The organism is Pseudomonas sp. G3-39 (genome assembly GCF_054790485.1).
The window spans coordinates 5,427,013-5,448,487 of the sequence record NZ_CP186497.1; the positions used below are offsets into that span (position 1 = coordinate 5,427,013).

General features: G+C 60.8%; 18 protein-coding genes. 5 read left to right on the top strand and 13 right to left on the bottom strand.

Features of this window, described 5'->3' with window-relative positions; all coding sequences use genetic code 11:
- Window positions 1-97: 97 nt before the first annotated feature.
- Both ACOYXG_RS24550 and ACOYXG_RS24555 read left to right on the top strand, forming a co-directional pair.
- Window positions 98-733, top strand: coding sequence for an RNA polymerase sigma factor (locus ACOYXG_RS24550; protein ID WP_115988745.1), 636 nt, complete (start codon window positions 98-100; stop codon window positions 731-733).
- Complete coding sequence (locus ACOYXG_RS24555) at window positions 730-1,404, top strand: anti-sigma factor domain-containing protein (protein ID WP_115988744.1); 675 nt, start codon at window positions 730-732, stop codon at window positions 1,402-1,404. The genes ACOYXG_RS24550 and ACOYXG_RS24555 overlap by 4 nt, the downstream gene beginning before the upstream one ends.
- 144 nt (window positions 1,405-1,548) lie before the next feature.
- On the opposite strand, the gene fdhA is transcribed toward ACOYXG_RS24555, so the two are convergent.
- The 8 genes from fdhA to ACOYXG_RS24595 all read right to left on the bottom strand — a co-directional run bounded on the left by fdhA (window position 1,549) and on the right by ACOYXG_RS24595 (window position 11,685).
- Window positions 1,549-2,748, bottom strand: coding sequence for a formaldehyde dehydrogenase, glutathione-independent (gene fdhA / locus ACOYXG_RS24560; RefSeq protein WP_115988743.1), 1,200 nt, complete (start codon window positions 2,746-2,748; stop codon window positions 1,549-1,551).
- 203 nt (window positions 2,749-2,951) lie between these two features.
- Window positions 2,952-3,809 (bottom strand): formyltetrahydrofolate deformylase, encoded by an 858-nt coding sequence (gene purU, locus ACOYXG_RS24565; protein ID WP_097089069.1) that lies wholly within the window; start codon window positions 3,807-3,809, stop codon window positions 2,952-2,954.
- Between the two features lie 216 nt (window positions 3,810-4,025).
- Entirely contained in the window at window positions 4,026-4,658 is a 633-nt protein-coding gene (locus ACOYXG_RS24570) for a sarcosine oxidase subunit gamma (protein ID WP_034155013.1), read from the bottom strand.
- A 160-nt stretch (window positions 4,659-4,818) separates the two neighbouring features.
- Window positions 4,819-7,836: a sarcosine oxidase subunit alpha gene (locus tag ACOYXG_RS24575; protein ID WP_027610663.1), complete on the bottom strand. Its 3,018-nt coding sequence runs from the start codon at window positions 7,834-7,836 to the stop codon at window positions 4,819-4,821.
- Window positions 7,833-8,162 (bottom strand): sarcosine oxidase subunit delta, encoded by a 330-nt coding sequence (locus ACOYXG_RS24580; RefSeq protein ID WP_047596487.1) that lies wholly within the window; start codon window positions 8,160-8,162, stop codon window positions 7,833-7,835. Before ACOYXG_RS24580 ends, ACOYXG_RS24575 begins: the two co-directional genes overlap by 4 nt.
- Window positions 8,163-8,176: 14 nt before the next feature.
- Window positions 8,177-9,427, bottom strand: a complete 1,251-nt coding sequence (locus ACOYXG_RS24585; protein WP_003206307.1) for a sarcosine oxidase subunit beta — start codon at window positions 9,425-9,427, stop codon at window positions 8,177-8,179.
- A gap of 20 nt (window positions 9,428-9,447) precedes the next feature.
- Window positions 9,448-10,701 carry a serine hydroxymethyltransferase gene (glyA, locus tag ACOYXG_RS24590; RefSeq protein WP_027610662.1) on the bottom strand — a complete coding sequence of 418 codons (1,254 nt, stop codon included), beginning with the start codon at window positions 10,699-10,701 and terminating at the stop codon, window positions 9,448-9,450.
- 273 nt (window positions 10,702-10,974) lie between these two features.
- Window positions 10,975-11,685 (bottom strand): TraX family protein, encoded by a 711-nt coding sequence (locus ACOYXG_RS24595; protein ID WP_460354455.1) that lies wholly within the window; start codon window positions 11,683-11,685, stop codon window positions 10,975-10,977.
- 126 nt (window positions 11,686-11,811) lie between these two features.
- Between ACOYXG_RS24595 and ACOYXG_RS24600 the strand changes: the two genes are divergently transcribed.
- Window positions 11,812-12,852 carry a threonine aldolase family protein gene (locus ACOYXG_RS24600; protein ID WP_016772826.1) on the top strand — a complete coding sequence of 347 codons (1,041 nt, stop codon included), beginning with the start codon at window positions 11,812-11,814 and terminating at the stop codon, window positions 12,850-12,852.
- Between the two features lie 244 nt (window positions 12,853-13,096).
- On the top strand, window positions 13,097-13,921 hold the full coding sequence (locus tag ACOYXG_RS24605) for an SDR family oxidoreductase (protein WP_460354458.1): 825 nt from the start codon (window positions 13,097-13,099) through the stop codon (window positions 13,919-13,921).
- A 120-nt stretch (window positions 13,922-14,041) separates the two neighbouring features.
- Here ACOYXG_RS24605 and gbcB read toward each other — a convergent pair whose 3' ends face one another.
- Window positions 14,042-15,142, bottom strand: coding sequence for a glycine-betaine demethylase subunit GbcB (gene gbcB / locus ACOYXG_RS24610; protein WP_095187122.1), 1,101 nt, complete (start codon window positions 15,140-15,142; stop codon window positions 14,042-14,044).
- A gap of 281 nt (window positions 15,143-15,423) precedes the next feature.
- Between gbcB and gbcA the strand changes: the two genes are divergently transcribed.
- Window positions 15,424-16,719, top strand: coding sequence for a glycine-betaine demethylase subunit GbcA (gene gbcA, locus ACOYXG_RS24615; RefSeq protein WP_115986006.1), 1,296 nt, complete (start codon window positions 15,424-15,426; stop codon window positions 16,717-16,719).
- 69 nt (window positions 16,720-16,788) lie between these two features.
- Here gbcA and ACOYXG_RS24620 read toward each other — a convergent pair whose 3' ends face one another.
- The 4 genes from ACOYXG_RS24620 to ACOYXG_RS24635 all read right to left on the bottom strand — a co-directional run bounded on the left by ACOYXG_RS24620 (window position 16,789) and on the right by ACOYXG_RS24635 (window position 21,400).
- On the bottom strand, window positions 16,789-17,076 hold the full coding sequence (locus ACOYXG_RS24620; protein ID WP_064589561.1) for a hypothetical protein: 288 nt from the start codon (window positions 17,074-17,076) through the stop codon (window positions 16,789-16,791).
- 28 nt (window positions 17,077-17,104) lie between these two features.
- Window positions 17,105-17,731 (bottom strand): hypothetical protein, encoded by a 627-nt coding sequence (locus ACOYXG_RS24625; protein WP_064589562.1) that lies wholly within the window; start codon window positions 17,729-17,731, stop codon window positions 17,105-17,107.
- Between the two features lie 530 nt (window positions 17,732-18,261).
- Window positions 18,262-19,506, bottom strand: coding sequence for a metallophosphoesterase family protein (locus ACOYXG_RS24630; protein WP_460354463.1), 1,245 nt, complete (start codon window positions 19,504-19,506; stop codon window positions 18,262-18,264).
- A 25-nt stretch (window positions 19,507-19,531) separates the two neighbouring features.
- Window positions 19,532-21,400, bottom strand: coding sequence for a c-type cytochrome (locus tag ACOYXG_RS24635; protein ID WP_460354465.1), 1,869 nt, complete (start codon window positions 21,398-21,400; stop codon window positions 19,532-19,534).
- Window positions 21,401-21,475: the final 75 nt, after the last annotated feature.

A 21,475-nucleotide genomic window follows, 5' to 3' on the forward strand; every position in this document is an offset into this window, starting at 1 on the left:
GCCGGTTTGACCGGGTTTCAGCCTGCATGTTCCTCGCCGGCGCATCCATTTTCAGCATAGCCACGTATATAAAACGTGAAACCGTGGATAACCGCAGATGAATGGCACAAGCGCTGTCGCTGAACTAGCCTGTGAACAGCCCGAGCAGCGCCCTCGTCGCCCGCCCATTGCCTGGAGAGCCGTCATTTCCATCGCCGACCACGATCAGTTGCGCCAGCTGTTGGCCCAGTGCTCACTGGGCGACCGCGGTGCATTCGAAACGCTCTATCGCAGCGTTGGCCCGCGCCTGCACGGCGTGGCCCTGCGCTTCATGGGCCGGGCGGATCTGGCCGAGGAAGTGCTGCAGGAAAGCTTCGTGCGCATCTGGAACAACGCCTCGCGCTACGAAGCCCATTTGTCGGCGCCGCTGACCTGGATGATCAACATCACCCGCCATCAGGCCATCGACCAACTGCGCAAACAGCGCGAACGGCCGATGACCGACTTCGAACAGGACACCCTGCCGGACGAAGGCCCTTCGGCCCACGACCTGTTAAACAGCAGCCGCGAAGCCAGCGCGCTGCACCGTTGCCTCGACACCCTCGACGGCATGCAGCGCCAGTCGATCAGCGTCGCCTACTTCCAGGGCCTTTCCTGCTCGGAACTGGCCGAACACCTGGCGGCACCGCTGGGCTCGGTGAAGTCGTGGATTCGTCGCGGCATGGAGCGTCTGCGCAGGTGCCTTGAATCATGAACTACCAGACCCCCGCCCTGCGCCGCGCCCTCGCTGCCGATTACGCCATTGGCCTGATGTCGGCGGCGGCGCGTCGACGTTTTGAACAATTGCTGCTGGATGACGCAGCACTGCGAACCGAGTTGGCGCAGTGGCAGGAGAGCCTCGCCAGCCTTACCGAAACGCTGCCGGAGCACCCGGTGCCGGATCGGGTGTGGCAAGGCATCACCGCGCGGATCGAGCCGCAAGTGCTGCACGTCCCGGAAAAACGTCCGTTCTGGAACTGGCTGCGCGTCAGCGTCGCTGCCTGTTCGATCGTGGTGCTGGTGTTCCTCGGCTCCCTGTACAACCGCGACGACGCCCGCTACCACGCCACCCTGCTGAGCGCCGACGCGCAACCGGCATTGAAGGTCGAAGCGCATGCCGATTATCTGCAAGTCGAGCCGCTGACACTGGCGGCAATCGGGCCTGATCGCAGCCTGGAATTGTGGGCGATTCCAGCGGATGGCAAGCCGATTTCGCTGGGGGTGATTCCTTTAGGCGGCAAAGGCAAGGTTGAACTGAGCGCGGCGCAGAAAGTCTTGATCGGCCAGCCGATTGCGCTGGCGGTGAGTCTGGAACCCAAGGGTGGCTCGCCGACCGGGCAGCCGACCGGGCCGGTGCTTTACCAAGGCGCGTTAGCGGCTCTCTGACTCTGGCACCACAAACCTTTTGTGGCTAGTGGATTTTACGACGGCTTCGCCGCCGAGCGGGAGCACGCTCCCTCGCCACAGGTTTCGTGCTCATCCCCATAAAAAACGGCGACCTTGAGGTCGCCGTTTTGCATTGCCTGAAACTTACGCCGCACTGAACAACCGATGCGGATCGATCACAAACTTCTTCGGTACGCCGGCATCGAACTCGCCGTAACCTTCCGGCGCCTGATCGAGGCTGATGACCTGCACGCCAACCACTTCGGCGATGTTGATGCGGTCCCACATGATCGCCTGCATCAGTTGGCGGTTGTATTTCATCACCGGGGTCTGGCCGGTGTGGAAGCTGTGGGATTTGGCCCAGCCCAGGCCGAAGCGGATGCTCAGGCTGCCCATTTTCGCGGCGGCGTCCACGGCACCTGGATCCTCGGTCACGTACAGGCCCGGAATACCGATCTTGCCGGCCACACGCACCACGCCCATCAGCGAGTTGAGCACGGTAGCCGGGGCTTCGGCTTTCACCCCGTCGTGACCGTGGCCGCGTGCTTCGAAGCCCACGCAATCCACCGCGCAATCGACTTCCGGCTCGCCCAGCAGCTCGGCGATCTGCTCGTGCAGCGGCGTGTCCTTGGACAGGTCGACCACTTCAAAACCCTGAGCCTTGGCGTGCGCCAGGCGGATAGTGTTGACGTCGCCGATGATCACCACCGCCGCCCCCAGCAGACGCGCCGAGGCCGCAGCGGCCAGCCCGACCGGGCCGGCACCGGCGATGTAAACGGTGCTGCCCGGGCCAACGCCCGCCGTCACTGCGCCGTGATAACCGGTCGGGAGGATGTCGGAGAGGCAGGTCAGGTCGCGGATTTTCTCCATGGCCTTGTCGCGATCCGGCAGTTTCAGCAGGTTGAAGTCGGCATACGGTACCAGCACGTATTCGGCCTGGCCGCCGGTCCAGTCGCCCATGTCGACATAACCGTAGGCACCGCCGGCACGGGCCGGGTTGACGGTCAGGCAGACGCCGGTGTGTTGCTCCTTGCAGGAACGGCAGCGCCCGCAAGCCACGTTGAACGGTACGGAGACCAGGTCGCCGAGTTTCAGATTCTCGACGTCGGAACCCTTTTCGATCACTTCGCCGGTAATTTCGTGGCCCAGCACCAGACCGGTCTGCGCCGTGGTACGGCCGCGCACCATGTGCTGGTCGGAGCCACAAATGTTGGTGGACACCACACGCAGGATCACCCCGTGCTCGATCTTCCTGCCACGCGGGTCCTGCATTTTCGGATAGTCGATTTTCTGTACTTCGACCTTGCCAGCGCCGAGATACACCACACCACGATTGCCAGACATGCTTTCACCTCGCTGTTGTTTTTATGGAACTGCGTTGCCCAGGCAGGCAGCGCGTTAAGTGCTCGGGTACAGATGCTGATTGTTGTGTTGCCTGTTATGGCCTCTTCGCGAGCAGGCTCGCTCCCACAGTTGATCTTTGGTGTGACAGAGACCTGTGTTTCGACACAAATCCCTGTGGGAGCGAGCCTGCTCGCGAAAGCGATCTAGAGAACGACCGTGCGATTGGCGTTGAGAAACACCCTGCGCTCAATGTGATAACCCACGGCCCGGGCCAGGGTCAGGCCCTCGATATCCCGCCCCTTGGCAATCAGATCCTCCGGGTAATGACTGTGATCCACCGCCTCGACGCCCTGGGCAATGATCGGCCCTTCATCGAGGTCGTTGTTGATGTAATGCGCCGTCGCGCCGACCAGCTTCACGCCCTTGTTGTAGGCCTGGTGATACGGCTTGGCGCCCTTGAACCCCGGCAGCAGCGAGTGGTGAATGTTGATCGCCTTGCCATCGAGCTTGCGGCACAGCTCCGGTGACAGCACCTGCATGTAGCGGGCGAGGATCACCAGTTCGGCGCCGGACTCTTCGATCACCTGCCACACCTGACGCTCCTGCGACGGCTTGTCGTTGGGGTCGAGGGGGAAATGGTAGTAGGGAATCTGGTGCCAGTCGGCCAGCGGCTTGAGGTCCGGGTGGTTGGACACCACCGCCGCCACGTCCATCGACAACTGGCCGATGCGCTGGCGGTAGAGCAAATCGTTGAGGCAGTGATCGGCCTTGGAGACCATGATCACCACTTTTGGCCGGTAGTTCGGCGCGGTCAGCTCGAAGACCATGCCGAATGCCTCTCCGCGCTCGGCGAGGCCGGCGCGGAAGGACTGCTCGTCGAAACCGTCGGGCTGACGGAATTCCACGCGAATGAAGAAACGACCCGAGAGCCGGTCATCGAACGAATGGTGCTCGGTGACGTAGCAACCCTGCTCGAACAGAAAACGCGTCACCGCGTCCACCGTGCCGAGCACGCTGGGGCAGTCGGCGGTCAGAATCCATGTGTCTGGGGCGCGGCTCATGGTGCGGTGACTCCTGTTCTTTTGTGCGCGGTGTCTGGGGGATTTTTGCCCCTCACCCTAGCCCTCTCCCGAAGGTAGAGGGGACTGACCGAGGTGTTCTTTCGAGCTACGCCGACCTGAAATATCGCGGCGAACTCAGGCTCGAAAACTACACAAATCTGTTCCCTTTCCCCCTCTCCCCCCTGGGGGAGAGGGCTGGGGTGAGGGGGTAAGCTTTTAGGCTTGTACGCTCAACCCGTATTCAGCCGAAGCATCCTGCAGCCACAACCACCAGTAGTCCGAGAAGCTGCGGCGGATCAGCAGTTCCCAGGTGTCTTCGGCGGTATGGCGGATCATCAGCTGCGACTTGGCGAACACCGTGCCCACCGCTTTGCCGACCGGGAAGTTGTTCGGGTGCACGTCGTAGCTGGTGGATTTCATCAGCACCTGACGCACGTTCGGCCCGCTCAGTTCGAGCACTTGCTGGCCGCCGCTGACGTTGACGATCGCGATGTGCAGGTCGCCCAGCGCTTCGCGCAGTTTCTGCTCGGCGGCGAATTCTTCACCGCTTGGCACGATCAGCAGCCACTCGTCCGGGCCCATCCATTGCAGGCTGGTTTCGCCTTTGACGATCACGCTCAGGGCGCCCGGCAACTCAATGCCGAGGGCCTTGTGCACGCCAGCGGCGAAGGCTGCATCGTGGCCATCGCCACGAATGGTCAGGTGACCGAGGAGTTTCTTTTCACGCACGATCACGCCGGCGTTCTTGCGACCCTTGCCGACCAGGCTGGCGAGGTCGGCATGGTGCAGCGACGACTCGGCACGGGCCCCGGTGGTCGGGCGTTGCTGGTAAACATTGGCTGTGGTCATAAAGCACCTTCCTGAATTCTGACTTGAACCCTTTGCAAGCAGATCTACCGCTATCGCGAGCAGGCTCACTCCTACAAGGGGTACGCGATCACCTGTAGGAGTGAGCCTGCTCGCGATGAAGTCACCGCGGTGCGACTGGCACTCCACAGGAGCCGAACCCTCAAATATTTTGCCGATCACCCTTCGGATCGAAGAACACCGAAGAAACAATCTCCGCCTCGATCACGCTGCCATCGGCCAGCGGCGCGAACACCCGCTCACCCATGCGCTTCAGACCGCCCTTGACCACGCCCATGGCAAACGAATAGCCGAGGGAGTTGTGCGCGTAGCTGGAGGTCACGTGGCCGACCATGGTCATCGGGATCGCCTGCTTGGTGTTGAACACCAGTTGCGCACCTTCCGGCAGCCAGACGTTCGGGTCGATCGGCTTCAGGCCCACCAGTTGTTTACGCTGATCCTTCACGCAGTCTTCTCGGTTCATGCCGCGCTGGCCGATCCACGAGAACGGTTTGGTGCGACCGACGCACCAGCCCATGTTCAGGTCGTCCGGGGTCATCGAGCCGTCAGTGTCCTGACCGACAATGATGAAACCCTTCTCGGCGCGCAGCACGTGCATGGTTTCAGTGCCGTACGGCGTCAGGTTGTACTGCTTGCCGGCCTCGACGATTTTCTCCAGCACGCCCATCGCGTAGTCGGCCTGCACGTTGACTTCGTACGACAGCTCACCGGTGAACGAGATGCGGAACACCCGCGCCGGCACGCCGCCGACCAGACCTTCTTTCCAGGTCATGAACGGGAACGCTTCGTTGCTCAGATCAATGTCGGTCACGGCGCTGAGCAGCTTGCGGCTGTTCGGCCCGGACAGGGTCATCGTCGCCCAGTGGTCGGTGACCGAGGTGAAGTACACCTTCATCTCTGGCCATTCGGTCTGGTGGTACAGCTCCAGCCATTGCAGCACGCGAGCCGCGCCGCCAGTGGTGGTGGTCATGACGAAATGGTTGTCCGCCAGGCAGGCCGTCACACCGTCATCGAAGACCATGCCGTCTTCTTTGCACATCAGGCCGTAACGCGCCTTGCCCACGTCGAGCTTGGTCCAGGCGTTGGTGTACACGCGGTTGAGGAACTCGCGGGCATCCGGGCCTTGAATGTCGATCTTGCCCAGGGTCGAGGCGTCGAGCAGGCCGACGCTGTCGCGCACGGCTTTGCATTCGCGTTTGACGGCGGCATGCATGTCTTCACCGTTTTTCGGGAAGTACCAAGGACGTTTCCACTGGCCGACGTCTTCAAACTCGGCGCCGTTTTTCAGGTGCCATTGATGCAACGCGGTGTAGCGTACCGGCTCGAAGATGTGCCCACAGTGACGACCGGCCACGGCGCCGAACGTTACCGGCGTGTAGTTGGGGCGGAACATCGTGGTGCCCATCTGCGGGATGGTCACGTTCAGCGAGCGGGCGGCAATGGCCAGGCCGTTGACGTTGCCGAGCTTGCCCTGATCGGTGCCGAAACCCAGCGCGGTGTAACGTTTGACGTGCTCGACCGACTCGAAACCTTCGCGGGTCGCCAGTTCGATGGCGGCGGCGGTGACGTCGTTCTGCAGGTCGACGAATTGTTTCGGCGCACGCGAAGTGCCCTTCTCGTGCGGCACTTGGAACAGCGCCAGGGTCGCTTCTTCGAGACGGCTCAGCGCTTTTGGCAGCGTGCCTTCGACCACCGCGAAACCGGCTTCACTGGCAGCGCGTGCGCCACCTTCGAAACCATCGGCCAGCGAATCTCCGAGGCCGTAAACGCCGTTGATGCCGCCGACGCACACACGCTTCTGCGGTGCTTCGCCCGGTACGAAACCGAGGATGTCTTCACGCCAGATCGGCTTGCCACCGAGGTGCGAAGCCAGGTGCACGACAGGGCTGTAACCGCCGGAACTGGCGATCACGTCGCAGTCGAGCCATTCGCCCGGGCTGGTCACGGTGTGCGCTTTGACGTCAATCGCGGCGATGCGGGCAGCGGTGACGCGCTTGCTGCCACGGGCCTCGATCACGGCGCTGCCGGTGAGGATGCGAATGCCTTTGGCGCGGGCTTCTTCCACCAGCGCACCACGCGGATTGCTCCGTGCATCGGCGATGGCCACCACTTGCAGGCTGGCGTCGAGCCAGTCCAGCGCAACGCGATAGGCGTGATCGTTGTTGGTGGTCAGCACCAGCTTCTTGCCCGGTGCCACACCGTAACGGCGCACGTAAGTCGAGACCGCACCGGCGAGCATGTTGCCCGGCACGTCGTTGTTGCCGTAGACCAGCGGACGTTCGTGGGCGCCGGTCGCCAGCACGACACGCTTGGCGCGAACCCGGTGGATGCGCTGACGCACCTGACCGATTGGCGCACGGTCACCGAGGTGATCGGTGAGGCGTTCGTGAATGGTCAAGAAGTTGTGGTCGTGGTAGCCATTAACGGTGGCGCGCGGCAACAGCAGCACGTCCGGGGTGTTCTTCAGTTCAGCAATGACGCTGGCCACCCACTCGATCGCCGGTTTGCCGTCGAGGCTTTCGCGCGAATCGAGCAGGCTGCCGCCGAACTCTTCCTGCTCATCGGCGAGGATCACCCGCGCACCACTGCGCGCAGCCGCCAGGGCCGCGGCGAGACCGGCAGGGCCGGCGCCGACGATCAGCACGTCGCAGTGCTGGTTCATGTAGTCGTAGGTGTCCGGATCGACTTCGGTCGGCGAACGGCCCAAACCGGCAGCCTTGCGAATGTACTTCTCGTAGGTCATCCAGAACGATTGCGGGTACATGAAGGTTTTGTAGTAGAAACCCGGCGGCATCAGCTTGCCGCCGACCTTGCCGAGAATCCCCATCATGTCGTTGTTGACGCTCGGCCAGCCGTTGGTGCTGGTGGCGACCAGGCCTTGGTACAGCGCCTGTTGCGTGGCGCGCACGTTGGGAATCTGCGTGGCTTCGGTGGCACCGATCTGCAGCACGGCGTTCGGCTCTTCGGCACCGGCGGCGAAGATCCCGCGAGGACGCGAATACTTGAAGCTGCGGCCGATGATGTCGACGCCGTTGGCGATCAGTGCCGAGGCCAGCGAGTCGCCCTCGAAGCCTTTGTAGCTCTGACCGTTGAAGGTGAAGCTCAGCACTTTGTTGCGGTCGATCCGTCCACCGTTGGACAGGCGATTGGTCTGGCTCATACCTTCTCTCCCAGCGCCGTCGTGGCTGTTTTCGCCGAATCAGCCTTGTCGGTGAATTGCGGCTTGGTGCCGATCTTGTAGGTTTCGAGAATCTCGTAGGTCACGGTGTCGCGGGTGACGTTGAAGTACTGGCGGCAACCGGCGACGTGATCCCACAGTTCGTGGTGCAGACCACGCGGGTTGTCGCGGAAGAACATGTAGTCGCCCCACTCTTCATCGGTGCAGGCGTTCGGATCCAGCGGACGCGGGATGTGCGCCTGACCGGATGCATGGAATTCCTCTTCGGAGCGCAGTTCGCCGCAGTGAGGACAGAAGATATGCAACATGGGGATTTCTCCTGTTAGTGGGCAACCGCAGCAGCGCCGTGTTCATCGATCAACGCACCGTTGTGGAAACGGTCGATGGAGAAAGGTGCGGCCAACGGGTGCATTTCACCCTTGGCCAGACTCGCGGCAAACACGTTGCCCGAGCCAGGAGTCGCCTTGAAGCCACCGGTGCCCCAACCGCAGTTGAAGAACATGTTCGGTACCGGGGTTTTCGAAATGATCGGGCAAGCGTCCGGGGTGGTGTCGACGATGCCGCCCCACTGGCGGTTCATGCGCACCCGCGACAGCACTGGGAACATCTCGACGATCGCCTGGATGGTGTGCTCGATCACCGGGTACGAACCGCGCTGGCCGTAACCGTTGTAACCGTCGATACCGGCGCCGATCACCAGGTCGCCCTTGTCCGACTGGCTGATGTAACCGTGCACGGCGTTGGACATGATCACGCTGTCGATAATCGGTTTGATCGGCTCGGACACCAGCGCTTGCAGCGGATGGGATTCGATCGGCAGACGGAAACCGGCGAGCTTGGCCATGTGCCCGGAGTTACCGGCGGTGACCACACCGACACGCTTGGCGCCGATGAAACCCTTGTTGGTTTCGACGCCGATGCACACGCCGTTTTCCTTGCGGAAACCGATGACTTCGGTCTGCTGGATCAGATCCACGCCCAAGGCGTCGGCGGCACGGGCAAAGCCCCAGGCCACGGCGTCGTGACGGGCGACGCCGCCGCGACGCTGAACGGTCGCGCCCATCACCGGGTAGCGGGTGTTTTTCGAGCAGTCGAGGTACGGAATCTCGTCGGCCACTTGCTTGGCATTAAGCAGTTCGCCATCGACGCCGTTGAGGCGGTTGGCACTGACCCGACGCTCGGAATCTCGGATGTCCTGCAGGGTGTGGCACAGGTTGTAGACACCGCGCTGGGAGAACATCACGTTGTAGTTCAGATCCTGCGACAGGCCTTCCCACAGTTTCATCGCGTGTTCGTACAGGTGCGCCGACTCGTCCCACAGGTAGTTGGAGCGCACGATGGTGGTGTTGCGCGCGGTGTTACCGCCGCCCAGCCAGCCCTTCTCGACCACGGCGACGTTGGTGATGCCGTGCTCTTTCGCCAGATAGTAGGCGGTCGCCAGACCGTGCCCGCCGCCGCCGACGATGACCACGTCGTAGACCTTCTTCGGCGTCGGCGTGCGCCACATGCGCTGCCAGTTCTCGTGGTGGCTGAGGGAGTGTTTGAAGAGGCCGAAGCCCGAATAGCGTTGCATAGTCATTTACTCCAAACCGCTCAGCGATAAACCGGGTAGTCGGCGCACAGTGCCGCGACGTTTTTGGCCACATTCGCTTCAACGTCGGCGTCACCGAGGTTGTCGAGGATGTCGCAGATCCAGCCGGCCAGCACTTCGCACTGGGCGACCTTGAAGCCACGGGTGGTGACGGCCGGGGTGCCGATGCGCAGGCCTGAGGTCACGAACGGCGACTGCGGGTCGTTCGGCACGGCGTTCTTGTTGACGGTGATGTGCGCACGGCCAAGGGCAGCGTCAGCATCTTTGCCGGTCAGGCCCTGACGGATCAGGCTGACCAGGAACAGGTGGTTGTCGGTACCGCCGGACACTACATCGTAGCCACGTTTGATAAACACGCTGGCCATCGCCTTGGCGTTGTCGATCACTTGCTGCTGATAGGCCTTGAAGCCTGGCTCCAGCGCTTCCTTGAAGCACACCGCTTTACCGGCGATGACGTGCATCAACGGGCCGCCCTGGGCACCGGGGAATACCGCGGCGTTGAGCTTCTTCTCGATCTCTTCGTTGGACTTGGCCAGGATCAGCCCGCCACGCGGACCGCGCAGGGTTTTGTGGGTGGTGGTGGTGACCACGTCGGCGTACGGCAGCGGGTTCGGGTACAGGCCAGCAGCGACCAGACCGGCGACGTGGGCCATGTCGACGAACAGCAGCGCACCGACCTTGTCGGCGATCTGGCGGAAACGCGGGAAGTCCAGGGTCTTGGAGTAGGCGGAGAACCCGGCAACGATCATCTTCGGCTTGCACTCGACGGCCAGACGCTCGACTTCGTCGTAATCGATCAGCCCGGTGTCGGTGTTGATCCCGTACTGCACCGCGTTGTACAGCTTGCCCGAGGACGACACTTTCGCGCCGTGGGTCAGGTGACCGCCGTGGGCCAGGCTCATGCCGAGAATGGTGTCGCCCGGCTGGATCAGCGCCAGGTACACGGCGCTGTTGGCCGAGGAACCGGAGTGCGGCTGGACGTTGGCGTAATCGGCGCCGAACAGCTGCTTGGCGCGTTCGATGGCCAGCGCTTCGACTTTATCCACATGCTCGCAGCCACCGTAGTAGCGCTTGCCCGGATAACCTTCGGCGTATTTGTTGGTCAGGCCGCTGCCCTGCGCTTGCATGACGCGTTTGCTGGTGTAGTTCTCCGACGCGATCAGCTCGATGTGATCTTCCTGACGTTGCTCCTCGGCATTCATTGCCGCCAGCAGTGCATCGTCGTAACCCTGGATCTGGTCTTGCTTGCTGAACATCGCGTCTCTCCCAGCGGCATCTGTGCGCCATTCGTCTCGGTAAGGCACTGGCAATCAAGGCAGTGCCCTTTGATGCCGATGGTATGACCGGCGCAGACAGCTCAAATGCCTGCGGACGCCACGCAAAGGTGCGTTTACGACATGGCCTGAAATGACCGATTGAATTCGTGGAGATCCCCTGTGGGAGCGAGCCTGCTCGCGAAGAGGCCGGCACATCCGACATGGAAGTTGGCTGACAGACCGCCTTCGCGAGCAGGCTCGCTCCCACAGGGGTCAGGTGTATGCCGCACGGATGGCGAGCAGCAGGAGGAAATGCAGGGGATAGAGCGCATACGCCCAGCGGCGCATGGGCAATGGATGAAGGGATCCGGCATGTCGCAACAAGACTATCCCGAGCAGTGGCGCAATCAGACACGCCGCGATGCCAAACACCGCCACGTAGTTACCGAACTCCGCAGCCTCATACAGCACCCGCCATTGATTGCCCGCCAGACACACTAGCCCCGGCAGCAGGCCGAAGTACCAGGGACGACGGATCACCCACAGCAGCGCCAGCGGCAACAGCACGCCAAATATGCCGAACATCAGCCACTGCGAAAACAACGCCGCCAGCAGCAAGGCGCCCGCGTCCAAAAGTCGCGACAACAACGTACGATCCTGCCAGCCCCGCGCCACCAGCAACCCCAGCGCCAGCGTAGGCATCACGTTCAAGGTGTCGGGATCGGGAATGTACAAGCGGTAAGGAATCTCGCTGACCAGGCTGAACAGCAGCAACCAGCCCAGATAGCGCCACTCGGTCTTCTGCGCACCGGCGCGGGACAGGTTCGCCGCCATCGCCAGGCAGAACCACGGGAACGCCAGACGCCCCGGCACATACAGCCAATCGGCGCTGATCCCGACATATCGCAGGTGATCGAGCAGCATGCTCAGCAACGCCAGCCACTTGAGCAGATCCAGCGCGCCGTCGCGTTTAGTCACGTGCATAATCGGGTAACAAACTGGTAATTTTCTGACAGCGACATCCCGTGTGCTCCCCGGAAGATCTTCGGTAAAGTGCGCACCCTCATTGACCACGAGCCTTCACAAGAGTCTCGACCACGGAAGCCGGCCATGACCGACAAGAGCCAACAATTCGCCAGCGACAACTACTCCGGTATCTGCCCTGAAGCCTGGGCCGCCATGGAACAGGCCAACCACGGCCACCAGCGCGCTTATGGCGACGATGAATGGACCGCACGTGCGGCCGACCATTTCCGCAAGCTGTTCGAAACCGACTGCGAAGTGTTTTTCGCCTTCAACGGCACCGCCGCCAACTCGCTGGCGCTGTCGTCGCTGTGCCAGAGTTACCACAGCGTGATCTGCTCGGAAACCGCCCACGTCGAAACCGACGAATGCGGCGCCCCGGAATTTTTCTCCAACGGCTCGAAACTGCTGATCGCCGGCACCGAAAACGGCAAGATCACCCCGCAGTCGATCCGTGAGGTCGCGCTCAAGCGCCAGGACATCCACTACCCGAAACCGCGCGTGGTGACCCTGACCCAGGCCACTGAGGTCGGCAGCGTGTACACCCCGGAAGAAGTCCGCGCCATCAGCGCCACCTGCAAAGAGCTGGGCCTGCACCTGCACATGGACGGCGCGCGTTTCTCCAACGCCTGTGCGTTCCTCGGCTGCTCGCCGGCCGACCTGACCTGGAAGGCCGGCGTCGATGTGCTGTGCTTCGGCGGCACCAAGAATGGCATGGCGGTGGGTGAAGCGATCCTGTTCTTCAACCACAAACTGGCCGAAGACTTCGATTACCGCTGCAAACAGGCCGGGCAACTGGCGTCGAAAATGCGCTTCCTCTCGGCACCGTGGGTCGGCATCCTCGAAAACGACGCCTGGCTCAAATACGCCCGCCACGCCAACCACTGCGCGCAATTGCTGGCCGAGCTGGTCAGCGACATTCCGGGCGTGGAACTGATGTTCCCGGTGCAGGCCAACGGCGTGTTCCTGCAACTCTCGGAACCGGCCATCGCCGCGCTGACCGCGAAAAACTGGCGCTTCTACACCTTCATCGGCAAGGGCGGCGCACGCTTCATGTGCTCGTGGGACACCGAAGAAGAACGCGTACGCGAACTGGCCCGCGACATTCGCGAAGTCATGTCCGCCTGATTCCTTGAGCCGATAAGATCCCCTGTGGTGAGGGGATTTATCCCCGATAGGCTGCGCAGCAGCCCCAAAACCTGCCATTGAGTTTCTGTCTGACAGAGACTGATTCAGACTTTGGGCCTGCTGCGCAGGCCATCGGGGATAAATCCCCTCGCCACAAAGTTACACCCCACCTTACGTGTTTGCCTCTTGGTCTACATTGTCTGTCGAGCCCCCCGCTCACATAACAACAAGCAGGAGCATCGGCATGTCGCTACAAGGCAAAACCCTGTTCATCACCGGCGCCAGCCGTGGCATCGGCCGTGAGATTGCGCTGCGCGCCGCGAAAGGCGGGGCCAATATCGTGATTGCGGCCAAAAGCGCCGAAGCCCATCCCAAACTGCCCGGCACCATCCACAGCGTAGCCAAGGAAGTCGAAGCCGCTGGCGGCAAGGCATTGGCCCTGCAAGTCGATGTGCGTGATGAAGACGCGGTGCGCCATGCGCTGGCCCAGGCCAACGAGCATTTCGGCGGCATCGATGCGCTGGTCAATAACGCCGGGGCGATCAAGTTGACTGGCGTGCAGCACATCGAACTCAAGCGTTTCGACCTGATGCACCAGATCAACACCCGCGCGGTACTGCTGTGCAGCCAGGCCGCCCTGCCCTATCTGAAGAAATCCGCCGGACACATCCTCAACTTGTCGCCACCGCTGAACATGGCGAACAAGTGGTTTGCCCAGTTCAGCCCCTACACCGTGACCAAATACGGCATGAGCATGCTGACGATCGGGATGAGCGAGGAGTTCGCCAGTTACGGCATCAGCGTCAATTCACTGTGGCCGCAGACGATGATCGCCACCGCCGCCATCGAATTCCAGTTGGGCAACCGCGAGTCGTTCAAGCAGGCGCGTACGCCGGCGATCATGGCGGATGCGGCGCATGTGATTCTGGGAAGCAGCGCACGACAGATCACTGGACGGCTGCTTATCGACGAAGAAATTTTGCGTGAGCACGGCGTGACTGAGTTCAAGCATTACCGGTTCGAGCCGGACAGCGACGCCGCACTGATGCCCGATCTGTTTATCGATTGAAGCGCATAACCCTGTGGGAGCGAGCCTGCTCGCGAAGAGGCCGTGTCAGACAGCACAGATGTTGAATGACACACCGCCTTCGCGAGCAGGCTCGCTCCCACATTGGATTTGTGCAGTGGTCTAGAATTCGATGCGCACGTCGCCCTTCGGCACGCTGCAGCACGACAAGATAAACCCTTCCGCCTCGTCGTCCTCGGTAATCCCGCCGTTGTGCTCCATCTCCACCTCGCCCCCCAGTTTCATCACCTTGCACGTCCCGCAAATCCCCATACCGCAAGCTTTCGGGATCATCAGGCCAAGCTTGGCCGCCGCCGCGTGCACGGTTTCGCCCGGTGCCACGCGAATGCTCTTGCCGGAGGCGGTGAACTCGACCTGATGCAGATCCGCCGCATCGATTTCCGGCGCATCGGCTGCCTGCTCGGCTTGCTCCACCGCATCGGCACGAGCTTCCGGTGGCGTGGCGCCGAACGATTCCTCGTGATAACGCGACATGTCGTAACCGGCCACTTCCAGCAGGCGCTTGACCGCGTTCATGTACGGCGTCGGGCCGCAGCAGAACACTTCGCGCTCAAGGAAGTCCGGCACCATCAGTTCGAGCATCTTGTGATTGAGGTAGCCGCGATAACCGGCCCACGGCTCGCCCAGCCCGTGTTTCTCGCAGATCAGGTGCAGGCTGAAGTTGTCGATCCGCGACGCCATGTGTTCCAGCTCGCGGTGGTAAATGATGTCTTTCGGCGAGCGCGCGCTGTGGATAAAGGTCATGTCGACGTTGGCATTGGTGTCGTAGAACCAGCGCGCCATCGACATGCACGGGGTGATCCCCACCCCGCCGCTGAGATACAGCACTTTCGGGCTCGGGAAGTCGATGGCGTTGAACAGCCCGACCGGGCCGTGCACTGCCAGCTCCTGGCCTTCATGCAGGGTGTCATGCAGCCAGTTGGAGACCTTGCCCCCCGGCACACGCTTGATGGTCACCGAGAAGCTGTACGGCACCGACGGCGAACTGGAAATGGTGTACGAACGCATGATCGGCTGGCCGTCGATTTCCAGCTCCAGGGTCACGAACTGCCCGGGCTTGAAGAAGAACAGGATCGGCTGGTCGGCCATGAAACAGAAGGTGCGCACGTCCCAGGTTTCCTGGATGACTTTGACGCAACGGACGATGTGTCGGCCATTGGCCCAGGTCTGGGTGGTGACCGGATTCAGGAAGCTGTTGGACATGCTGTTCTCCACGGCCGACTGTCGGCCTTCATGTGGCGATTCTGCGTATAGCGTGAACCGTCCGTTTACCTATCCGCGACATCGGCATACTTATCGCGACCAGCCCCCAACCGCCGGGGGTTGCGCGTCGGGAACAGATTGCACCATGTCGCCCATGGATAAGGTTCCGGGCAGCGTCGGCCCCACACTCGCCCCACACCAAGACGAATTCTTTACACCTTGCGTAGCAACCCTGATCAGCCACTTTCGCGGCCACGCAGATGGCCTTGAGGAATACATCGATGGACGTCACCGCAAAAATCAGCCTGGGCGATCCGCTGGAACCCGCACGCAAGGCCACCGCACAGATGCTGCAGGAGCGCGAGCGCACCTTTTCGCTGCCGCAGCCGTTCTACAGCGACGAGCGCCTGTTCGATATCGATATGCAGGAGATCTTCCAGAAAGAGTGGTTGATCGCCGGCATGACCTGCGAGATCCCGGCCAAGGGCAACTACCTGACCCTGCAGGTCGGCAAGAACCCGATCATCGTCATCCGTGGCGCCGACGGCGTGGTGCATGCCTTCCATAACGTCTGCCGCCACCGTGGCTCGCGCCTGTGCACCAGTGAAAAGGGCAAGGTTGCCAAACTGGTCTGCCACTACCACCAGTGGACCTACGAACTGGACGGACGCCTGCTGTTCGCCGGCACCGAGATGGGCGCCGACTTCGACATGAAGCAGTACGGCCTCAAACCGGTGAACGTGAAGACTGCCGGCGGCTACATCTTCATCAGCCTGGCGGAAAATCCGCCGGCCATCGATGACTTCCTGTCGACGCTGAACCACTACATGGAACCGTACGACATGGAGAACACCAAGGTGGCGATCACCACCACCTTGATGGAAAAGGCCAACTGGAAACTGGTGCTGGAAAACAACCGCGAGTGCTACCACTGCAACGCGTCGCACCCGGAGCTGCTGAAAACCCTGCTGGAATGGGACGACGTCACCGACCCGCGCGCCGATCAGGCGTTCAAGGATCACGTCGCCGCGTCTGCTGCTGCGTGGGAAGCCGAGAAGATCCCTTATGCCCACGCCAGTTTCGGCCTGCGCAACCGTATCGTGCGCATGCCGCTGCTCAAGGGCACCGTGTCGATGACCCTGGACGGCAAACAGGGCTGCGCCAAACTGATGGGCCGGATCAAGAACCCGGATCTCGGTTCGATGCGCATCCTGCACCTGCCGCACTCGTGGAACCACTGCATGGGCGACCACATCATCGTCTTCACCGTATGGCCGATCAGCGCCCAGGAAACCATGGTCACCACCAAATGGCTGGTGCACAAGGATGCGGTCGAAGGCGTGGATTACGACGTCGAGCGCATGCGCCAGGTGTGGGACGCGACCAACGATCAGGACCGGCGTCTGGCCGAAGAGAACCAGCGCGGGATCAACTCCACGGCTTATCAGCCGGGGCCGTACTCCAAGACCTATGAGTTTGGCGTGGTCAACTTTGTCGACTGGTACAGCGAGCGGATGCTGAGCAACCTTGGGGCCGAGCCTGCGCCGTACCTCAAAGGCGTGCCTGTTCAGGGTTGAAAATCGCCAGTGCCGACAATAAAAAACCGCGAGCACGCTCGCGGTTTTTTTATTGCAGCCGTGGCACCGTTACCAGTTCCAGGATCTGATGATGCTCTGCGCCGCCTCGAAGATATTGTTCACATCAGCGGCACTCGGCGGACGTTTATAGTCCGGGTCGATTTTTCTTTGCAGCGCATCGTACAAACCATCGATCTTTTCTTCGGTTCGTTTCTTGTCGCGAAGTCGAAGAGCATCGAGCTTTGCTTTATTTGCATCAAGCGCCCGATTTTCTTCAAGATTGATTGCGCGACACCACTCGCCTTCAATAGGATCGATAAACGGCGGTGGCCCGATGGGTTTAAATGGTTTGATCATTAAACACCTCACAGACCATAAAATGGCTTCAGGAGAACCAGCCTCCAATCCAACTGACGACCGAATTGAAAGTATTGGTAATTTTCTCCCAGACATTCTTCAGCCAACTGAGGATCTTCTGGCCAATCTCGATAAAGAAGTCACCGATCTTGTTGAGTACGCCATTAAAGAGATTGCCAAAGTTTTCCATAAAACCAATAACCGCATCGGCACTGGCCGGAAATTTGTCAACTTCATTGATGGCCGCGTCGTAGATTTTGTCGATTCGCTCTTCGGCAGCCTTCTGGTCACGTTTACGCAGCTCCTCAAGTTTTTCCTTGTAGGACTTGGTATCGGTCGACCCGGAATTCTGGAACGCTTCGGTGGCTTTCACCAGCCCTTTTTCCGATTGATTCGACTGTCCTTCTCCTGCTTCCCTGGCTTCTTTTTCCAGCCTTTTCACACCTGGATCATTGGCGCCATTACTCAGATAAAGGCTGCGCAGGTGAATCTGTTGCAGGCGTGGCGAAGCCATCAGTACGCCTCGTGCCGCACCCGACGAGCGTTTCTTGGCATGAACGCGCATTTCGTTCAGCAGTTCGACATAAGCCTCTTTCGACGGAGGAACGGCCGCTTCGGCGACCGACTTGACTTTTGACTTGGCTGCTTCAGACATTTTGGAACTCCTTGTAGTGTTGTATTTATCGCACTTGGTGTTGTGCCCCGGCAGACAAATGCTGCTGATAAAACCGGCAGACAGCACTCGTCAAAAAACTCATACTCCGCCCATGCAACTGCTCGTTGTCTTTTTAATTCCGGCAATTATCAAACAGCATCCCACATGAAATACGCGCGAATTAAACAGCTTTCGCAGCGCCATCCCGAAATGGATTAATCACAAAGTAGGGTTTCTTGATAAAAAGCCAATAAATTGACTAAAAGTACTCCATTACAAAAAAACTCCTGCATTGAACCCGGCGGAATTTATTGCTGAACAATTTTGTTCAATTCCTCACGTGCAGCCAAGTAAAGTCGCAGCCACCATACCTGTCAAACTTGCCAATAGAACTATCGGAAACTGTTTCTATTTTGATTCGGCATATACCGACAACCAAACCCTTTAACTAGCCAGCACAAGAGGAGTTAAGGTTTTTTATATTTTCAATGCATGAAAAGGCCTGCGGTACAGATACCGCAGGCGCCCGGTCATGTGGATGACCACCTCACACTGCCATCCTCGCCAATAAACTCCTCGAAAATCTCCTCCCCCACCAACCTGATTTTCGCGTACCCGTTCAACACCCGCAGCGGATAGTCCGGATCCTTCGCATCCTGGGTCTCGGAAAACAGTATCCGTGGATGCCCGTTCAGCTCGCTGGTGGTGCCATAGGGAATCGCTCCGTGCCCGGCACAACGCGCATGCAGTCCGCCCTGGGTGGCGTAGACGATGCCATTGTGCAGATGCCCCCAATACCAGTAATCCGGCTCGCGCCCCAGGGCATCGCACACCGGTTGATACAGCGCGGTCTGGTGGTGTCCGGAAATATCGAAGCCCTGGTGATGACTGAGCACCATGATCTTTTTGCGTTTCGGCAGGGCTTTCATCCAGGTGATCTGCGGCTCGTTGAGTGTGCCATCCATGTACAGGTTCATCGCGTCCGAGGCATACGCCGAATCCAGCCCGACCACCAGCCAGTCGTCGTTGATCAAGGCGAAATAACTGGTGCCCTGCTGCCCCGGAAAGCGCTTGGCCAGTTCCTTGAAATAGCCGTGGGCGCCGCTGTACATCTCGTGGTTGGAGTTGAGGGTGAACGAGCCGTGGCTGCCCATCGGCCAACCGGCCATGTCGACGTCTTCCTGCGAATGGCTGCCGGCGTAGTAGACGTCGCCCAGATGGATGGTGAAATCCGCTTGCGCCAGTTGCATCTGGTTGGCGACTGAAACCGCCGGCGCATGACTGTCGAAGGGGCCGGTGCCCCAGTCGCCGGCAATCGCCAGGGTCACGTCGCGCTCCATCTGCACCACCGCCGGGTCAGTGCCGAAGGTCGCGTGATGGCGCAGGTTTTCAATCCACTTGAGCAATGCCTCGCTCCACAGCAGGTCGAGCAACTCCCACTTGCGACACCCCAGCAGACTGCCGTCCTGCAGCACCCGGGTTGCCAGTTGATCGGGCGATTGCGGCAACGGCGTGGCATTGCCGATGCGCAAAATCGACAGGCCATGAGACAACTCCCACGGCACCGCCGGCTCGTCGCCCGGCAACTCACCGTTTTTCAGCACGTACTGCGCCTGATCGTGACCGCGCTGAAGCAACTTGATGATGGCCTGGAACTCTTCGGGCTCCAGTTCACTGATGAGCTTCATCCAGGCCATTTCCATGCGCGTGAACAAGCCGTGAATGCGCAGTTTGACCTTGTCGTACTCGTGTTCCCAATGACTGACCAGTGACATGGCGTAATCCTCTATCCGTAAGGGCTCACAGGGTTTTCATGAATTCGATCAACGCACGTTTGTCGTCGTCCGACAGCGTGGTGCCATACAGGTGACCGCTGTTGTGGTTGCCCTCCAGTCGGGTGTCGTATTTGAAATCCGCCGAGGCTTTGGCTTGAGCGCCCGTGGTGACGAAACCGACGTTGACCGGGTCGTAGACGTCGGAGCCGGTGATGAACACCACCGGACGTTTTTCCGGCGGTTGCAGCAGATCCCACAGGGTCGGCACCGAACCGTTGTGCAGGTACGGCGCGCGCAGCCAGATACCGTCAGTCGGCGTGTTGCTGTAGCTCTGGGTCTTGCGATACGCGCCGAAGTCGAACGGCGGTTTCTTGAAGGTGTGGAACGCCGTCACCAGACCGGTGGTGAACGAGTCGAGCCGATGTGGATCGGTGCCCAGTTGATCGATGTTGGTGGTGACCTGCCCGGTATCGGCGCGCCCGAAGTCGTGGCACGCGGCGCAATTGGCATCCCAGATCGGTTTGCCTTGCGCGACTTTCGCCTGATCCAGCGCCCACGGCCACGCCGGCGCCTTGTGCCCGAGCAGCCAGTTGGTCACTCGGTTGAAGCTCGGCGGCAGCACCGATTCCGGGGTCGCGCCCACGGCCATCGCGGCGGCGTAGTTGCGTTCGTGGATCTTGTTGTTATTGCCGTCCCAGTGCAGGTACATCGATTCCCGCGGCTTCTGGTTCCACACTTGCGGCAGGTCGACGGTGCCGATGGTCGAGTCATCCGGGAAGCCGAACACCACCATTTTCGTCGGGTTGAAGGTGTCGGTGCGGCCCGGGCCCTGTTGCGGACGCAGCTTCTGCCAGGCGTAGGCCTGCTTCTGCTTGAGCAAGGCGCTTTTCGCCATCGGGATAATCAGGTAGCGGTTATAGAGCTTCTCGAAAAAACCCAGCTGGAATTTGCCGTTGATCGCCGCCATCACCGCGTCGGTGGTGAATTTCGGGTCGCTGGCGCAATCGTAGGCGAACCACTGGAAGGCCTGCAGTTGCAGGGTGTTGGCCGGCGCGCTCGGCACATTGACCGCGACGTCGCTGGCATTGGCCCGGTAGGAACCGGTGTGGCACAGCGCGCAGTTCGGCTCTACCGTCGGGTAACCGATCTGCCACTTGGCCATGCCGATCGGCAGCTCCTTGCCGTTCTCATAGAGAAAGCCGAAGACTTCCCAGCCGCCGGGTTTGGGCAGTTTTTCCGGGCACATCTGCGGCAGCACGGCGAACAGGTAATACGGGATCCGCGCTTCGATGCCCAGGCCGATGGCGGCGTATTTGTAGTGATCTTCGTCGGAGGCGTACTCCTGCTCCGGCACCACCCGCAGCATCTGGTACCAGGTCTGGTACCCAATGAAACCGAGCAGCGCCAGTACGACCAAGGTACCGATCTTGAAGGCATGGCTCTGCCATTGCCGCGCCCAGGCCGCGCGCCACTCGCGCCAGCCGTCGCACAGCAGCGCCCATGGCCGGTTCGCGGGCGTGGTGCCGAGGTACAGCAGAATACCGAGGATCAGGAAGAAGCTCAGATCGCCCATCAGCATCGGCACGAACACCGAACCCTGAATGCTCGTATTGATCAGGTAAATCCAGAACATCACGGCGATCAGCCGCGTCAGCACGCACAGCCAGGAATGCACCACATAGCGCGGCGCACTGAAGCCCGACGGCATGTAAAACACGCTGATGCCCACCAGCAGCATCCCGGCGTTCTCCAGCCACGGGTCGGAGAGTTGCGGCGGCAGACCGACCACCGATGTCAGCAATCCCGGCGCGAACAGCGCCGGGATCGCGAACACCATGTTCATCGCAATGCCGATCCAGATGAAGCGTTGAAACCAGCGGATGTAGCTGTCCATATCATCCATTTCCTTGTGCAGACCTGAGAGGTGTTGTGCCAGATGCACCGCTTTCGCGAGCAGGCGCGCTCCCAC

Coding starts and splice junctions, on each gene's coding strand:
- ACOYXG_RS24550 (WP_115988745.1), top strand. CDS start 98: ATGAATGGCACAAGCGCTGTCGCTGAACTAGCCTGTGAACAGCCCGAG.
- ACOYXG_RS24555 (WP_115988744.1), top strand. CDS start 730: ATGAACTACCAGACCCCCGCCCTGCGCCGCGCCCTCGCTGCCGATTAC.
- fdhA (WP_115988743.1), bottom strand. CDS start 2,748: ATGTCTGGCAATCGTGGTGTGGTGTATCTCGGCGCTGGCAAGGTCGAA.
- purU (WP_097089069.1), bottom strand. CDS start 3,809: ATGAGCCGCGCCCCAGACACATGGATTCTGACCGCCGACTGCCCCAGC.
- ACOYXG_RS24570 (WP_034155013.1), bottom strand. CDS start 4,658: ATGACCACAGCCAATGTTTACCAGCAACGCCCGACCACCGGGGCCCGT.
- ACOYXG_RS24575 (WP_027610663.1), bottom strand. CDS start 7,836: ATGAGCCAGACCAATCGCCTGTCCAACGGTGGACGGATCGACCGCAAC.
- ACOYXG_RS24580 (WP_047596487.1), bottom strand. CDS start 8,162: ATGTTGCATATCTTCTGTCCTCACTGCGGCGAACTGCGCTCCGAAGAG.
- ACOYXG_RS24585 (WP_003206307.1), bottom strand. CDS start 9,427: ATGCAACGCTATTCGGGCTTCGGCCTCTTCAAACACTCCCTCAGCCAC.
- glyA (WP_027610662.1), bottom strand. CDS start 10,701: ATGTTCAGCAAGCAAGACCAGATCCAGGGTTACGACGATGCACTGCTG.
- ACOYXG_RS24595 (WP_460354455.1), bottom strand. CDS start 11,685: ATGCACGTGACTAAACGCGACGGCGCGCTGGATCTGCTCAAGTGGCTG.
- ACOYXG_RS24600 (WP_016772826.1), top strand. CDS start 11,812: ATGACCGACAAGAGCCAACAATTCGCCAGCGACAACTACTCCGGTATC.
- ACOYXG_RS24605 (WP_460354458.1), top strand. CDS start 13,097: ATGTCGCTACAAGGCAAAACCCTGTTCATCACCGGCGCCAGCCGTGGC.
- gbcB (WP_095187122.1), bottom strand. CDS start 15,142: ATGTCCAACAGCTTCCTGAATCCGGTCACCACCCAGACCTGGGCCAAT.
- gbcA (WP_115986006.1), top strand. CDS start 15,424: ATGGACGTCACCGCAAAAATCAGCCTGGGCGATCCGCTGGAACCCGCA.
- ACOYXG_RS24620 (WP_064589561.1), bottom strand. CDS start 17,076: ATGATCAAACCATTTAAACCCATCGGGCCACCGCCGTTTATCGATCCT.
- ACOYXG_RS24625 (WP_064589562.1), bottom strand. CDS start 17,731: ATGTCTGAAGCAGCCAAGTCAAAAGTCAAGTCGGTCGCCGAAGCGGCC.
- ACOYXG_RS24630 (WP_460354463.1), bottom strand. CDS start 19,506: ATGTCACTGGTCAGTCATTGGGAACACGAGTACGACAAGGTCAAACTG.
- ACOYXG_RS24635 (WP_460354465.1), bottom strand. CDS start 21,400: ATGGACAGCTACATCCGCTGGTTTCAACGCTTCATCTGGATCGGCATT.